This is a genomic window from Nonomuraea rosea, from assembly GCF_039539705.1.
GTDB lineage: Bacteria > Actinomycetota > Actinomycetes > Streptosporangiales > Streptosporangiaceae > Nonomuraea > Nonomuraea rosea.
The window spans coordinates 264,818-278,939 of the sequence record NZ_BAABDQ010000006.1 but is presented as its reverse complement, the minus strand read 5'-3'; the positions used below and the strand labels follow the sequence as shown (position 1 = coordinate 278,939).

Here is a 14,122-nt window from a genome sequence, read left to right as displayed (position 1 = left end):
GACCGGGCCTCATGTCAGCAGCCCTCGCGGTCGTAGCGTCAGGACCGCGAAGAACAGCAGGTGCACGGCCAGCACCGAGAACCCGGCGCTCCACAGCGCGGCGAGCTGCTGCGTCAGCCCGATCGCGATCCCGCCCACGAGCGTCCCCCACAGCGACCCGACCCCGCCGATCACCACGGCCTCGAAGGCGAAGATCAGGGTCAGCCCGCCCGCATAGGGATCGACGGTCCCCATCAGCCCCAGGAACACCCCCGCCAGCGCCGCCGTGGCCACCGCGAGGCCCGCGACCGCCGCGAACAGCGGCCGTACCCGGATCCCCACCAGCCGCGCCGTCTCCACGTCGTCGGCGGTGGCCCGGACCCGGCGCCCGAACGCGGTGCGCGACAGCACGAGCTGCAGCCCGCCGAGCACGCCCACCGCCACCACGAACGCGGTGATCCGCAGCAGCGACACCCCGTCCACGCCGGCCAGGCTCAGCGCGCCCCCGTCCAGGGTGCGCGGGTTGGCCGTGACGCCCGCCGTCAGCAGGTTCTGGATCACGACGGACAGCCCGAACGTCACCAGCACCGGCGCCAGCGGCCCCGTCCGCAGCGCCCGCTCGAACAACGTCACGTGCAGCGCCCACCCCAGCAGGAACGCCACCGGCAGCACCAGCGGCAGCAGGTACGTGGCCGGGACGCCCAGCGCGACCGAGCCGAACAGCGCCAGGTACGCCCCGCACACGGCCAGGTCGCCGTGGGCGATGTTCACCAGCCGCATCACGCCGAACGTGAGCGAGAGGCCGCACGCGATCAGCGCGTACTCCCCGCCGAGCAGGATGCCGTGGATCAGCGCGTTCACAGCAGCTCTAGCTCTCCCTGCAGCGGGATGGCGGGGTCGAGCGAGTTGTCGACGATGGTCAGGTCGTACTTGCCGTCCTTGTCCTTGCGCCACTGGCCCGCCAGGTCGGGGGCGAGGGAGACGTTCTTCGACGGGCCCTGGGTGAAGTCGTACTTGCCGCTGATGGCCTCGCCCTTGAGCGCGGTGAGGGAGGCGCGGACGGCGGCGCGGTCCTTCGGGTCGGCGGCGCTCTTGAGCGCGGCCACCGCGATCTCGAACAGCGCGTGGTTGAAGCCCATCGGCGGCGTCCACTGCCGCCCGGTGCCGGCCCGGTAGCCGTCGGCGAAGGCCTTGGCCGTCGTGCCGTCCAGCGAGCTGCGGTACGGGAAGCCGGGCGCCCACCACACGCCCGCGACGAGGTTCTGGGCCAGGTCGCCCAGGCCGTCGGCGACGCTGGAGAACAGCATGGCCTTGGCCACGCAGGCCAGCTTCGGCGTGTACTTGCTCTGCTTGGCCTGCCGCCAGAACGTCACCCAGTCGGGCGGGATCGGCGTGGCCTGGAGGATGTCGGTGCCCTCGAACTTGCTCAGGATCGCGCTGTAGTCCTGCGTCCCGTCCTCGTAAGGGCCCGAGTCGGCCAGCTTCCAGCCCAGCTCGCCGGTCTTTGCGGTGACGAACTTGCGGTAGAGGTCGCCGTCGGTGTCGTTCGGCCACAGGCCCGCCACGGCGTGCGCGCCGCCGGGCACCTGCTGCCACAGCTTGGCGAAGACGCCCACCTCCTGCTCGGTGCCGATGAAGTGGAGGAAGCTGTAGTTCTTCGTGGCGCCGGCGGCGGTCCAGATCTCCCAGGGGCAGATCGTCGCGACGCACGGCACCCCGGCCGCCTCGCACTGGTCGGAGACCGGGTTCGTGGTGTCGGGGGTGGAGGTGGCCAGGATGAGGTCCGCGTGGTCGTTCTGGATCAGCTCGGAGGCGACCTGGGCGGCGCGGGCGGCGTTCGACTGGGAGTCCTTGGTGACGATCTTCACCTCGTAGCCGGTGCCGCCGATCTTGAGGCCGCCGGCCAGGGCTTTGCGGACCGCGCCGAGTACGTACTCGTTGGACTCGCCGAACACGGCCAGGCCGCCCGTCTGCGGGCTGACGTACCCGATGGTGATCGTCTTGCCCGCGGTCGGGGCCGGGGTCTGCTCCTTCAGGGCGCACCCGGACAGCCCCGCCGCTCCGGCGACCCCCGTGAGGAACGTCCGTCGTGTCAGGTCCACGTCCGCCTCCACCTGGGAAAGCTGGATATCGGACGTCATTGTGGAATCTTGTGCGTCAGATGTATTGCATGTGCGGGCACACCGCTTGACTGCCAGCGCATGGGGTTCACAAGCTGAGACATGTCGTATCTTGCGCGCACCGACGACGTGCCGCGCGCCGAGCGACGCGAGTTCTGGCGCAGCGTCGTGTCGGACGCGTTCGTGCCGCTCGCGGCGTCCTTTCCGGCCGAGGCGAGCGGGGCCTTCAGCGGGCGGCTGCGCGGGGGGACGCTGGGGCCGCTCGGCATCTTCGACGTCGACACCGACGCGCACGCCGCGCACCGCACCAGGCGGCTGATCTCCGCCCACCCCGCCGACTACTACAAGCTGGGGCTGCTCGTCCGCGGCAGCGGCGTGCTGTCGCAGGACGGCCGGCAGGCCCTCCTCGGGCCGGGCGACTTCGCGGTGTACGACACCAGCAGGCCGTACACGCTGGCCTTCGACTCCCCGGCCCGCCTCCTCGTGCTCATCTTCCCGCGGCCGATGCTGGCGCTGCGCCCGCGCGCCATCGAGCGGATCACGGCGACCGCGATCTCCGGCACGAGCGGCCTGGGCGCGCTGATCAGCCCGTTCCTGCTGCGGATGGGGGACGACCTGGAAGAGCTGGAGGAGCGGGGCGGGGTGCGGCTGGCGGCCAACGTGCTCGACCTGCTGAGCACCGCGCTCGCCGACCGGCTCGACGTGCGCGCCCCCGATCCGTCGGGCGCGCTGTTCCTGCGGATCACCACGTTCATCGAGGCCAGGCTCGGCGACCCGCTGCTCGACCCGGCCGCGATCGCCGCCGCGCACCACATCTCGACGCGCTACCTGCACAAGCTGTTCCACAACGAGGGCACCAGCGTCTCGGTGTGGATCCGCGAGCGCCGGCTGAGCCGTTGCCGCCGCGACCTGCTCGACCCGCTCCTGCGCGACCGCTCGGTCAGCACGGTCGCGGCCCGCTGGGGCTTCGTGAACGCCGCCCACTTCAGCCGCCTGTTCAAGGCCGTGTACGGGCACTCGCCGCGGGAGTGCCGTACCGGGCAAACAGTGTGCGCTCCCGGGCAAGACGCGGCCGGGGCCGTCCCCTGATCATGCTGTGCATGGGACTGTCGGGCACGGGGCGTCTGGCGGGAAAGGTGGCGTTCGTCACCGGCGCGGACGGCAGCATCGGCCGGGCCACCGCGCGGCTGTTCGTCCGCGAAGGGGCCGCCGTCATGCTGAGCGGCCTGAAGGAGCCCGCGCTCGCCGAGGCGGCGGGGGAGCTCGGCGCGGAGTATGCCGTCGCCGACGTCACGGACGCCGGTCAGGTGGCGGCGGCCGTGGCGGCCACGATCGCCGCGTACGGGCGGCTCGACGTCGTCTTCAGCAACGCGGGCGTCTTCGGCGCCGTGGCCCCGGTGGTCTCCTATCCCGACGAGGTGTTCGACCGGGTGCTGGCCGTCCACGTGCGCGGGGCCTTCCTGGTGTGCAAGCACGCCATCCCGGTCATGTCGGACGGCGGCAGCGTGATCATCACCTCCAGCGTCGTCGGGCTGACCTCGGACGCGGGGATCACGGCGTACGCGACGGCCAAACACGCTCAGGTCGGGCTGATGCGGACGATCGCCAAAGAGGTGGCGCATCGGGGGATCAGGGTGAACACCATCCATCCAGGACCGGTGGACAACGACTTCCAGCGCGCGGTCGAGACCGCCGCCACAGGCGCCCCGCCGGAGGAGGCGGCGCGGCTCTTCGAGGCGCACATCCCGCTCGGACGGCACGCGTCACCGGCGGAGATCGCGCGGTCGGTGCTGTTCCTGGCGGCGGACGACAGCTCGTTCGTGACCGGGAGCACGGTGGCGGTGGACGGCGGGATGAGCATCTAGCGCGGCGGCTGGTCCGTGCGCGCGGTCGAGGAGACCATGGTCGGCGAGCTGCCGGAACAGCAGCGGCTCGAACTCGTCCGGCTGCTCAGGCAATGCACGGAGGCGCTGAACCAGCCCGGTTGAGGCGCCCGACCGCACCGGCCCCGTGGCCTGGGGCCCGACCGGCACCGGCCGGCGTGGCCCAGGCGTTCATTGGCGGTGTCGCCGGGGGTCAGCTCGCTCCGGGCCTGTGCTCGGTGGTGACGGGTGCGGGGAGCGGCTTGCTGAACGGGACGGCGCGCAGGATCCGGAGACGTTCGGCCGCGTGGGGATGGCCGCGGTCGGCGGCGAGCCGGTAGTAGAACCTGGCGATGTCGAGCTTGGCCGGCCCCTCCTGCTCGTACGCCTGGCCGTAGGCGAAGGACAGGTTCGCCGCGAACTCGATGGGGCTCGGGTCCCTGGAGAAGGCTTCGGCGTCCGGATGGCGTTGCTGGATCGCAGCGTGGACCCAGTAGCGGGCCTGAGCAGCGTCGTCCGTCAGCAGATGGATGATCGCCAGACGGTAGGCGGACTCGGCGTCGCCGTCGCCGGCCAGGCGGACCAGGCGCGCGACCGTCCTGGTGGTACGCCGCTCGGCCTCCTCGGCGGGCGTCTGGTAGAGATCGTACGAGCCGGTGGCGTGCGGCCGGGGCTGCTCGTTCCTGGCGGCGCGCCAGCGGGCCTGCCACTGCTCCACGGTGCCGAGGGCGTCCGTGGGCAGGCCGGTCAGCTCGGCGTATCGCCGGCAGACCATCACGAAGGAGACGACCAGTCCCCAGTCGGGCAGGCGTTCCCGCTTGCCGTTGAGTATGTCGCTGACCGTGCTCCCAGGCAGTTCCTTGGGGGTGCCCGGCACGCGGGACAACCGTTGCATCTGGGAATAGCTCGGCTGGCCGGCTGATACCCGCAGCTCTATGAGCGCAGCGATGAAGGCGGAATTGGCTCCGGCCCTGAGAGTGTCAGTCATCGTCCTTGGTGGCGTCGGAAGGTCAACTGTGTCGTGCCGCCATATTTCCAGAAGAAGACTCGCGATTCTTGACACTTCCGGGATTCCATCTCATCCGGTCACAGCGGCCACTCCAGCTGATCATCGGCTCATCCGCCACAGAATCGCGCTCGGTATCACTTCGGGCGGCTAGCTGGGTTTTCGTGCCTATTTGTCGGCCCATTGGCGGATAGATCCGGAAGAAGCCGGAAGATTCCGGAGGGCTTATGTTCCGGCAGTTCATTTCCGGACTTATACGGCTCTGTCCGAACACGTTTGGAGCGCTGGCCGGCCGCCATCCCGCAGCCACAGGGTTGGCCGCATTCACCACTGCGCTCCTGGAGGCCACCACCCCATGCCGTTACTCACGGCTCGCCCGTCAAGCATCGCGTACTGCGCCGACGCTCCCTGTCTGGCAGACGAGCAACTGCTGGTCACGCTCTTGACGACCTGGGTGCTCGCGACAGGACGCACGCCGCCCGCCGTACGCCCCGACGGCCTCACCCCCGAAGAGCTCATCGACTTCTGGGCCGACGACCACATGAAGAAAGAGGACCCATGTTCACCACCCGTCAGCTGCTCACCCTCACGATGACGATCATGATCGCCGCGATCACCTGCGCGCTCGTCCTGGCCGCCGGAGCGCAATGGCCGAGCGCCCTGCTCAGCGGCGGCGCCGCAGGCGGGGCGACTCTGGCGGCCCTGCCCAAGCTGCTCAGCAGACTCGACCCATAGCCACGTCACCACGCTGGCCGCCCCGCTCACACCGGGTCGGGATCCCCTTCATGGGCGTGGTGATAGGCCGTCAGGACGACGCGCCCCAGCCGCCCCCGGTCCGGCACCTCGAAGCCGTGCTCACGGGCCCACCTCCTGACCTCGGCGGTGGTCGGCTCGGCCGGCGGCCGCTCGGTGTGGTCCGCGACCGCGTAGGCGGCGGCGAGGAACCGGTAGGTCCACTCCTCGGCCAGCTGCCGGGTCTCGCAGAACACGATGGGCACCACGGGGAAGGCCACCTGGAGCTCGGCGATCCCGTCCGCCACCACGGCCGGGCGTACGTGGTCGAGCTTGAAGACCTGGGAGTAGCGATCCTCGACCACCACCGCGGCGTGCGGAAGCGCGGCCAGCTCGGCGAGCTGATCTCCCAGGCGGCTGTCGAGCAGGCTCGCGACCAGGTCGGGCAGGCTCTTGCGTTCGACGGCGGCCTGAACCCACCCGCCGGCCTCGATGGCGTAGTCGCCACAGGCCAGCCGCCGTCGGACGGTGTCGACCTGCTGCCGGGAGAAGCGGTAGGCGTACCGCTCGCCGCTGCTGACCAGGACGGACAGCTCGCTCACGACGCCGGCCGCCAGTCCCGGCCGGAGCCGCGCCGGCCTGCTCCCTTGATCATCCATCCAGTGTGACGACGGCCCGCGCCGCCCGGCGTGGAACCACGCCGGGCACGGCCGAACGAACCTATGAGCGCGCGTGGCTGCGGATCGTCGCCCAGACCCGATGGCCCACCTCGTCGTCGCCTTCGCAACCGACCTCATCGGCGACGGCGGCGACGACCGCCAGACCACGCCCGTGCTCGGAATCGGGGCGCCCAGCCGTCGTTCGATCCGCTCCCAGGCCCCGTTGACCCGGGCGGCCACGACCGGGTCGGGAGTGCGTACGGGAGAGGCGGGGGCGGACTCGGGCTCGGCCTGGGTGGAGTCCGGGCCGAGCGGCCGGCAACCGGCGGCCCGCGCCTCGGCGGCATCGAACGCCCGGGCCCTCAGCTGCGCTTCGAGCTCCGGGTCGCCGCAGGAGATCGAGTCACCGGCGAAAGCGCAGATCACGCCTTTGGGGACGATGGACACGCTGGCTCCCAGACCGCCCATCAGCAGCACGGCCACGAGCCCGATCCGCAGCGGACGAAGCCGGAGCGAGCCGAACATGCGCGGAACCCTACGGCACCGGGCCGACAGTTCACGATCGCAATAGGGTGGCTCCATGGCCTTCATCGTCACCACGGGCGCGAGCGGCCGGCTCGGTGGCCGGGTCGCCGCCCGGCTCGCGGACGCCGGTGTGGAGCAGCGGCTCGTCTCCCGGCAAGCCGCCCACCTCGCCCCACTGCCCGCCGGTGCGCATGTCGTCAGCGCCGACTACGGCGACTTCGAGTCGGTGCGGCGGGCGCTGGAGGGGGCCTCGACCGTGCTGTTCGTGTCCGCGTCCGAGAGCGCCGACCGCCTCGACCGGCACCGCACGTTCGTGGCCGCCGCCCGTGACGCCGGCGTCGCGCACCTGGTCTACATCTCCTTCTTCGGCGCCGCCCCGCAGGCCACGTTCACGCTGGCGCGCGACCACTGGGCCACCGAGCAGCACATCAGGGACAGCGGCCTGCCCTTCACCTTCCTGCGCGACAACCTGTACGCCGACTTCCTGCCCGGCATGGCCGGCGACGACGGCGTGATCAGGGGCCCGGCGGGCGACGGGCGGGTCGCGGCCGTGGCGCAGGACGACATCGCGGACGCGGCCGTCGCGGTGCTGCTCGACCCGGGCGCGCACGAAGGCGCCACCTACGACCTCACCGGCCCGCAGGCGCTGACGCTGCACGAGGTGGCCGCCACGTTGAGCGAGGTCACCGGGCGGGAGGTCACCTACCACGACGAGACCCTCGAAGAGGCGTACGAGTCGCGCCGCCGCTACGACGCCCCCGGCTGGCAGGTCGAGGCCTGGGTGTCCACGTATCTCGCGATGGCCGCCGGCGAGCTGGACGGCGTCAGCGACGCGATCGAGGCCCTCACCGGGCACCCCGCCACCACACTCGGAGAGCTGCTCTCACGCGAATGAGCCGGACGCACACCCCGACCGCCACTACGCTCCAATTGACGGGCATGCGTGGGGGCGGAGGGATTCGTGACGGTCAACGGGGCGGCGAGCCGGGAGGTCACTGCTCAGGCAGAAGTAACCGGTGAGGCGGTCGGCCGCGTACTCGGGACGCAGGCGGCCTCGCCGCTGTCGTTCTGGGTCGGGCTGGAGCCGGGCAAGGTCGTCCAGCTCGACGACGTGGTGGTGACCAGGCGCGACGTGCCGGGATACGGTCCCGTGCTGGTCGCGGGCGTGGTGACGACCGTGGAGGCCAGGCACGAGGGCGCCGCGTACGACTCCGACGTGTTCCTCATCGCCGAAGGCGCGCTGCCCGCGGCCGTGGTCGAGGTGGCCGAGGTGCGGGTGACCCGGGTGGAGCCCGAGGTGTTCGTGCCGCCGCTGCCGGGCTCGAAGGTGTTCCTGGCCACCGCGGGCGACCGCGACCAGGCGCTCTACTTCGACGTGATGGACCGGCGGATCCCGATCGGCATGGGACGCGACGGCCAGCCGCTGTACGCCAACTTCGACTTCCTCGATGGCACCCGCGGCGCGCATGTGTCGATCTCTGGCGTTTCGGGCGTGGCCACCAAGACGTCGTTCGCCACGTTCCTGCTGTACTCGATCTTCAACTCGGGCGTGCTGGAGGGCGAGGCGGCCAACACCAAGGCCCTGATCTTCTCCGTCAAGGGCGAGGACCTGCTCTTCCTCGACCACGACAACCTCCGGCTCGACGACAAGGCGCGGGACGCCTACGCCAGGCTGGGGCTGCCCGCGAAGCCGTTCGGCAGCGTCCATGTCTTCGCCCCGCCGCGGCCGGGCGACCCGAACGGGGTGCCGCACGTCTCCGCGCGTACTCAGGGGGTGAGCTCGTTCTTCTGGACGCTGACCGAGTTCTGCGAGGAGGAGCTGCTGCGGTTCGTCTTCGCCGACGCCGATGACGAGCGGGCCGGATACTCGCTGCTCGTGGGGCAGGTCGCGGCCCGGCTGAACGCGTGGGCGGAGCCCGTCGGCGACGGCGGCGCGGTCATGGTGCAGGGCACGGCCTGCCGTACCTTCTCCGACCTGGTCGAGTTGCTGTCCGACCAGCTGCAGGACGAGGCCACCCGCCAGCAGTGGACCGGCTCGCAGACCCCGCTGGGCACCGTCAACGCGTTCCTGCGCAGGCTGCGCAGCGCCGTGCGCGCGCTGTCGCCGATCGTCCGCGGCGACCTGCCGTTCTACCGCAACCACTCGGTCAAGACCTCCGACGCCCAGGTCACCATCGTCGACCTGCACAATCTGCCGGAGCGGGCGCAGCGGTTCGTGGTGGGCGTGGTGCTGCGCGGCGAGTTCCACCGCAAGGAGTCCTCGGGCACGGCCAGGCCGCTGCTCTTCGTGGTGCTCGACGAGCTGAACAAGTACGCGCCCCGCGAGGGCGACTCCCCGATCAAGGAGATCCTGCTGGACGTGGCCGAACGCGGCCGCTCCCTCGGCGTGATCCTCATCGGCGCCCAGCAGACCGCCTCCGAGGTGGAGCGCCGCATCGTCTCCAACAGCGCCGTACGCGTCGCGGGCCGCCTCGACCCGGCCGAGGCCGCCAGGTCCGAGTACGGCTGGCTGCCCCCGGCCGTCAGGGAACGCGCCACGATCGCCAAGCCGGGCACCATGTTCGTGGCCCAGCCGGAGATCCCGGTGCCGCTGGCCGTGGCGTTCCCGTTCCCCGCCTGGGCGACCCGGCCGTCGGAGGCGGCGGCCCAGCCGGTCAAGGCCGGGGCCGACCCGTTCCAGGGCCTGCCCGGCGTCGAAGAAGACATCCCGCCGTTCTGACCCAGGGGGTTCCGTGAAGATCCTGCACACCGCGGACTGGCACGTGGGCAAGGTGCTCAAGGGCCGCCCCCGCATCGAGGAGCACCGCGCCGTGCTGCGCGAGCTCTACACCGCCGCGCGCACGCACGACGTGGACGCGGTCATCGTGGCGGGCGACCTGTTCGACACCACCGCGCCCACGCCCGAGGCCCAGTCGCTGGTGCTCAACGCCCTCATGGCCCTGCGCGGCGACGGCCGCGACGTGGTGGTGCTGGCGGGCAACCACGACAACCCGCAGCTGCTGGAGGTCTACCGGCCGGTGCTCGGCAAGCTCGGCCTGCACGTCGTCGGCGCGTTCCGGCGTCCGGACGCGGGCGGCACGCTGGCGTTCACCGCGCGCTCGGGCGAGCCGGTGCGGCTGGCCGTGCTGCCGTTCCTCTCGCACAGGTACGTCGTACGCGCCGCGGAGGTGCTGACCGGCACCGCCGCCGAGCACAACCGCGACTACGCCGCCCGCATCTCCGAGCTGATGGGCGCGCTGACCGAAGGCTTCCAGAGCGACACCGTCAACCTGGTCACCACGCACGGGACCCTGCCGGGCGGCGCGTTCGGCGGCGGCGAGCGCGAGGCGCAGTCGATCTTCTCCTACTACTTCGAGCCGACCGCCTTCCCGCCCACCACCCAGTACGCCGCACTCGGCCACCTGCACCGCCGCCAGCAGATCCCGGGCCCCTGCCCGATCTGGTACAGCGGCTCGCCCATCGCCGTCGACTTCGGCGAGGAGGGCAACACCCCCGGCGCGCTGCTGATCGAGGTCACGCCGGGACGGCCGGCGGTGGTGGAGGAGCTGACGTTCGGCTCGGCGCGCAAGCTGCGCACGGTGCGCGGCACGCTGGAGGAGCTGCAGGCGCTGGAGCCGGGCGACGACTGGCTCAAGGTGATCGTGGAGGAGAAACCCCGGGTCGGGCTGGCCGACGACGTCCGGGACCTGCTGCCCGGGTCCGTGGACGTCATGCTGGACGAACGGTTCCGGCCGGTGCCCGCCACGCGGAAGGGCGGAACGGCCGGGCGCAGCCCGCGCGAGCTGTTCCGCGAATACCTCACCGCGACCGGACGCCACGACGATCAGGTGGCCGACCTGTTCGACCGGCTCTACGACGAGGTGACGAGCTGATGCGTCCCCTGCTGCTGCACCTCGACCACTTCGGGAGCTTCCGCGAGCCGGTGAGCGTGGACTTCTCCGACATCGAGTATTTCGCGCTCGTCGGCCCGACCGGCGCGGGCAAGAGCACGATCATCGACGCGATCTGCTTCGCCCTGTACGGCACCGTGCCCCGCTGGGGCAAGGAGAACGTCATCGCCCACGCCCTGGCGCCCTCGGCCAGCTCGGGCAAGGTGGCGCTGGTGTTCGAGAGCGATGGGCGGCGCTACGGCGTGGTGCGGTCCATGGTCCGCGACGCCAAGGGCTCGGTGCGTACCAAAGAGGCCAGGATCGACGAGCTCGACCCCGCGGCGCCGCTCGAAGAGGCGTACGAGGCGGTGGTCAAACCCCTCGCGGAGGGCGAGAACGTCACCCCCGAGGTGCAGCGGGTGACCGGCCTGGAGTACAAGTTCTTCACCCAATGCGTGGTGCTGCCGCAGGGGCGGTTCGCGGAGTTCCTGCACGCCGCGCCGCGCGAGCGGCAGGACCTGCTGGTGCAGCTCCTCGACGCCGACGTGTACGAGCTGATCAGGCAGCAGGCCGCCCGCGAGGAGGAGAGCGCCAAGCAGGCCGCCTCGTTCGCCCGCGACCAGCTCGCCCGGCTGTCGGGCGCGTCGGAGGAGGCCGAACGGGAGCTGTCCGAGCGGCTGGCGGCGCTGCGGCGGCTGGCGCAGGGCATCGACACCGACCTCGACCTGCTGCGGGCCCGCGAGGGCGACATCCGGCGGGCCGAGCAGGAGCGCGCGTCGGTGGCCGAGCGGCAGTCGGTGCTGTCGTCGCTGCGCATGCCGGCCGCGGTGCCGACGCTGGCCTCGGCCGGTCGGGCCGCCGCCGAGTCGCTCGACGGGCTGAGCGGCGAGGTGGCCTCGCTGGAGGCCGACGACCACGAGGCGTACGAGGCGCGGGCCGCGCTGGGCGACCGCGCGGAGCCGATGGCGGCGCTGGCCGCGCTGGACGCCCGCGAACGGCTGACGGGCGAGGCCGCCGCCGCCAGGACCGCCGCCACATCGGAGGCCGCGGCCCTGGAGGACCTCCTCTCCCGGGTCGCCGCCGCCGAGCAGGCGCTGGTCGCCGCCGAGAGCGAGCGCGAACGGCTGCGCGACGCCCACGCCGCCGCCGACCTCGCCCAGCGGCTGAGCGTGGGGGAGCCGTGCCCGGTCTGCCTGCGCGGCGTCTCGGAGCTGCCCGAGCATGGGGGCGCCGAGCCGGCCGATCTGGAAGCAGCCGATCGCGCCCTGGCCGGAGCCCGCGAACGGGCCGTGCGCGGCAGGTCCGCCCAGGCCAAGGCCGAGACGTCGGCGGCGATGCTGGCCGAGCGGGCCACCCGGCTGGAGGCCGAGCTGGCCGCGCTGCCCGCGCCCGGTGACCGGGCCGGGATCGAGGGCCGGCTGGCCGCCATCGCCAAGGCCGACGAGGTCGCCGCCCAGGCGCGGACCGCCGTACGCGCCGCCAGGGGCAGGCTGGAGCGGGCGCGTAACGACGTTCAGCAGATCGAACGGCAGGCCCAGACCGCCTGGCGCACCCTGGAGACCACCCGCGACCGGCTCCTCGTGTCCGGCGCCCACGAGGAGCCGCCGCCGCCCCTCACCAGGGAGGACCTGCACCGCGCCTGGACCGCGCTGCTCGGCTGGCGGGACCAGGCCGCGGAGGCCGGCCGCGCCGCGCTGGCCGCGCGTGAGGAGGAGCTCGCCCAGGCCGGCGCCAGGCTCGACGGCGAACGCCGCAAGCTCGGCGAACGCCTGGCCGAGCACGGCATCGTGCCCCCGCGCGGCGCGTCGCCCGACCAGCTCGGAGCCGCCGTCGCCGGGACGGCCGCCAAGGTGGAGGGCGCGCTGGAGCGCGTCAGGGAAGACCGCAAGCGCGCCGCCGAGCTGGCCGAGGTGGTGACCGAGAAGGAGCACGCGGCGAAGGTGGCCCACGAGCTGGCCCTGCGGCTGCGCGCCAACGCCTTCGAACGCTGGCTCTGCGCCGAGGCCCTGGCCATCCTGGTCGCCGGCGCATCGGAGACACTGCGCGAGCTGTCCGACGGCCAGTACGAGCTGGCGCTCAGCGACAGGACCGGCGACATCGAGGTCATCGACTTCGGCGAGGCGGGGATGCGGCGCAGCGCCCGTACGCTGTCCGGCGGCGAGACCTTCCAGGCCGCGCTCGCGCTGGCCCTGGCGCTGTCCGGGGCCGTCGCCAGGGGGCTCGACTCGATCTTCCTCGACGAGGGCTTCGGCACCCTCGACCCCGCCACGCTGGACACCGTCGCCACCACGCTCGAACGGCTCGCCGCCGGCCAGGAACGCATGATCGGCGTCGTCACCCACGTACCGGCGCTGGCGGACCGGGTGCCGGTACGCTTCGAGGTCAAGCGTGACGCCAAAGGCTCTCATGTTCGGAAGGCAGGCATTTGACAGGCTTCACCGTCGACCCGTGGGACCCGGGCTACGCCGCCGCCCTCGCCGTCGAGGCGATCTCCGAGCTGGGCACGACCAGCGCCGAGCTGGTGCTGGACATCGAGCGCCCGGCCGCCGACTGGAAGCCCGTCACGCCGGGGCCCGACGCCGAGGCGCCGCGTACGCTGCTGGTCATCGACGGGGTGCGCAGGATCGATGCCCGCGTGTGGGTGCACGACCCCGACGCGCCCATGCCGGTGCCGGGGATCGCGGCCTCGTACGCGGCCGGGATCGTGCGGTGCGGGGCGGATGGCGCCGATCTGGCGGCGATCGAGGTGAACCGGGCGATGATCTCGGCTTCGCCGTACACGCCTGAGGTGAAGACGGCGCATGCCACGTACCAGCCGAGCAAGGCCGCGGACGCCAGCTTCGAGGAGCTGTCCCTGGCGCTGCAGCGCCAGGTCACCCAGCTCGAAGTGGACCTCGCGGTCAAGCACCGGTCTGAGTCCGACGACCTGCTGCTGGTGGACGGGCCGTTGCGCGGGCGTTCGCACCTGCCGCGCACGGTCGGCTACATCAAGACCCACCACACGGCCTACCTGCCGGCGCCGCAGTCCGCGGTGGTGGGCGCGCTGACGCCCGGGCAGCGTACGCCGGTGTTCCTGATGGGCACGAGCTGGCGGCGGCACGCCTGGTATGTGCGGCTCCCGGTCCAGTCGTCCGCCCCGTGGGCGGGCGTCGCACGCTGCGAGGCCAGCGCGGAGCTGGACCCGGCGCAGGCGGTACGGCTGGCGGACGCGGTCACGCTCGCCCTGCCGCCGCTGGCCGGGGTGGACTACAAGGACCCGCGCGCGCCGCAGAACCTGGTCCCGATCGGCGGCCTGGAGAAGCTGCTGCGGCACCATCTGGGGGATTCGCGGCTGCTGTACCGCGCGTTGCGCACCGCCGCGCAGGGATGA

At 72.3% G+C, this 14,122-nt stretch carries 12 protein-coding genes; 8 read left to right on the top strand and 4 right to left on the bottom strand.

The window, feature by feature from the left end:
* Positions 1–9 precede the first annotated feature (9 nt).
* On the bottom strand, positions 10–840 hold the full coding sequence (locus ABEA43_RS17790) for a branched-chain amino acid ABC transporter permease (RefSeq protein ID WP_345563088.1): 831 nt from the start codon (positions 838–840) through the stop codon (positions 10–12).
* Positions 837–2,120 (bottom strand): ABC transporter substrate-binding protein, encoded by a 1,284-nt coding sequence (locus tag ABEA43_RS17785; protein WP_345563086.1) that lies wholly within the window; start codon positions 2,118–2,120, stop codon positions 837–839. Before ABEA43_RS17785 ends, ABEA43_RS17790 begins: the two co-directional genes overlap by 4 nt.
* An 81-nt stretch (positions 2,121–2,201) precedes the next feature.
* Between ABEA43_RS17785 and ABEA43_RS17780 the strand changes: the two genes are divergently transcribed.
* Both ABEA43_RS17780 and ABEA43_RS17775 read left to right on the top strand, forming a co-directional pair.
* Positions 2,202–3,188, top strand: coding sequence for an AraC-like ligand-binding domain-containing protein (locus ABEA43_RS17780; RefSeq protein WP_345563085.1), 987 nt, complete (start codon positions 2,202–2,204; stop codon positions 3,186–3,188).
* A gap of 11 nt (positions 3,189–3,199) precedes the next feature.
* Positions 3,200–3,964, top strand: coding sequence for an SDR family NAD(P)-dependent oxidoreductase (locus ABEA43_RS17775; RefSeq protein ID WP_345563083.1), 765 nt, complete (start codon positions 3,200–3,202; stop codon positions 3,962–3,964).
* 211 nt (positions 3,965–4,175) lie between these two features.
* Here the strand turns inward: ABEA43_RS17775 and ABEA43_RS17770 are convergent, their stop codons facing one another.
* A complete protein-coding gene (locus ABEA43_RS17770; RefSeq protein WP_345563081.1) occupies positions 4,176–4,949 on the bottom strand; it encodes an SEL1-like repeat protein in 774 nt (257 codons plus the stop codon).
* Between the two features lie 576 nt (positions 4,950–5,525).
* On the opposite strand from ABEA43_RS17770, the gene ABEA43_RS17765 reads away from it, so the two are divergent.
* A complete protein-coding gene (locus tag ABEA43_RS17765) occupies positions 5,526–5,702 on the top strand; it encodes a hypothetical protein (RefSeq protein ID WP_345563080.1) in 177 nt (58 codons plus the stop codon).
* Positions 5,703–5,728: 26 nt separating this feature from the next.
* Here ABEA43_RS17765 and ABEA43_RS17760 read toward each other — a convergent pair whose 3' ends face one another.
* Positions 5,729–6,883 (bottom strand): ERCC4 domain-containing protein, encoded by a 1,155-nt coding sequence (locus ABEA43_RS17760; protein ID WP_345563078.1) that lies wholly within the window; start codon positions 6,881–6,883, stop codon positions 5,729–5,731.
* Between the two features lie 55 nt (positions 6,884–6,938).
* On the opposite strand from ABEA43_RS17760, the gene ABEA43_RS17755 reads away from it, so the two are divergent.
* The 5 genes from ABEA43_RS17755 (at position 6,939) to ABEA43_RS17735 (ending at position 14,122) form a co-directional block, all read left to right on the top strand.
* The gene (locus tag ABEA43_RS17755) at positions 6,939–7,778 is read left to right on the top strand and encodes an SDR family oxidoreductase (RefSeq protein WP_345563077.1); all 840 of its coding nucleotides are present in this window, start codon (positions 6,939–6,941) and stop codon (positions 7,776–7,778) included.
* 66 nt (positions 7,779–7,844) lie between these two features.
* Positions 7,845–9,602 (top strand): ATP-binding protein, encoded by a 1,758-nt coding sequence (locus ABEA43_RS17750; RefSeq protein WP_345563075.1) that lies wholly within the window; start codon positions 7,845–7,847, stop codon positions 9,600–9,602.
* A gap of 13 nt (positions 9,603–9,615) precedes the next feature.
* Positions 9,616–10,755 (top strand): exonuclease SbcCD subunit D, encoded by a 1,140-nt coding sequence (locus tag ABEA43_RS17745; RefSeq protein ID WP_345563074.1) that lies wholly within the window; start codon positions 9,616–9,618, stop codon positions 10,753–10,755.
* The gene (locus tag ABEA43_RS17740) at positions 10,755–13,181 is read left to right on the top strand and encodes an AAA family ATPase (RefSeq protein WP_345563073.1); all 2,427 of its coding nucleotides are present in this window, start codon (positions 10,755–10,757) and stop codon (positions 13,179–13,181) included. The genes ABEA43_RS17745 and ABEA43_RS17740 overlap by 1 nt, the downstream gene beginning before the upstream one ends.
* Complete coding sequence (locus ABEA43_RS17735; protein ID WP_345563071.1) at positions 13,178–14,122, top strand: hypothetical protein; 945 nt, start codon at positions 13,178–13,180, stop codon at positions 14,120–14,122. The genes ABEA43_RS17740 and ABEA43_RS17735 overlap by 4 nt, the downstream gene beginning before the upstream one ends.

Coding starts and splice junctions, on each gene's coding strand:
- ABEA43_RS17780 (WP_345563085.1), top strand. CDS start 2,202: ATGTCGTATCTTGCGCGCACCGACGACGTGCCGCGCGCCGAGCGACGC.
- ABEA43_RS17785 (WP_345563086.1), bottom strand. CDS start 2,120: ATGACGTCCGATATCCAGCTTTCCCAGGTGGAGGCGGACGTGGACCTG.
- ABEA43_RS17775 (WP_345563083.1), top strand. CDS start 3,200: ATGGGACTGTCGGGCACGGGGCGTCTGGCGGGAAAGGTGGCGTTCGTC.
- ABEA43_RS17765 (WP_345563080.1), top strand. CDS start 5,526: ATGTTCACCACCCGTCAGCTGCTCACCCTCACGATGACGATCATGATC.
- ABEA43_RS17755 (WP_345563077.1), top strand. CDS start 6,939: ATGGCCTTCATCGTCACCACGGGCGCGAGCGGCCGGCTCGGTGGCCGG.
- ABEA43_RS17770 (WP_345563081.1), bottom strand. CDS start 4,949: ATGACTGACACTCTCAGGGCCGGAGCCAATTCCGCCTTCATCGCTGCG.
- ABEA43_RS17760 (WP_345563078.1), bottom strand. CDS start 6,883: ATGTTCGGCTCGCTCCGGCTTCGTCCGCTGCGGATCGGGCTCGTGGCC.
- ABEA43_RS17740 (WP_345563073.1), top strand. CDS start 10,755: ATGCGTCCCCTGCTGCTGCACCTCGACCACTTCGGGAGCTTCCGCGAG.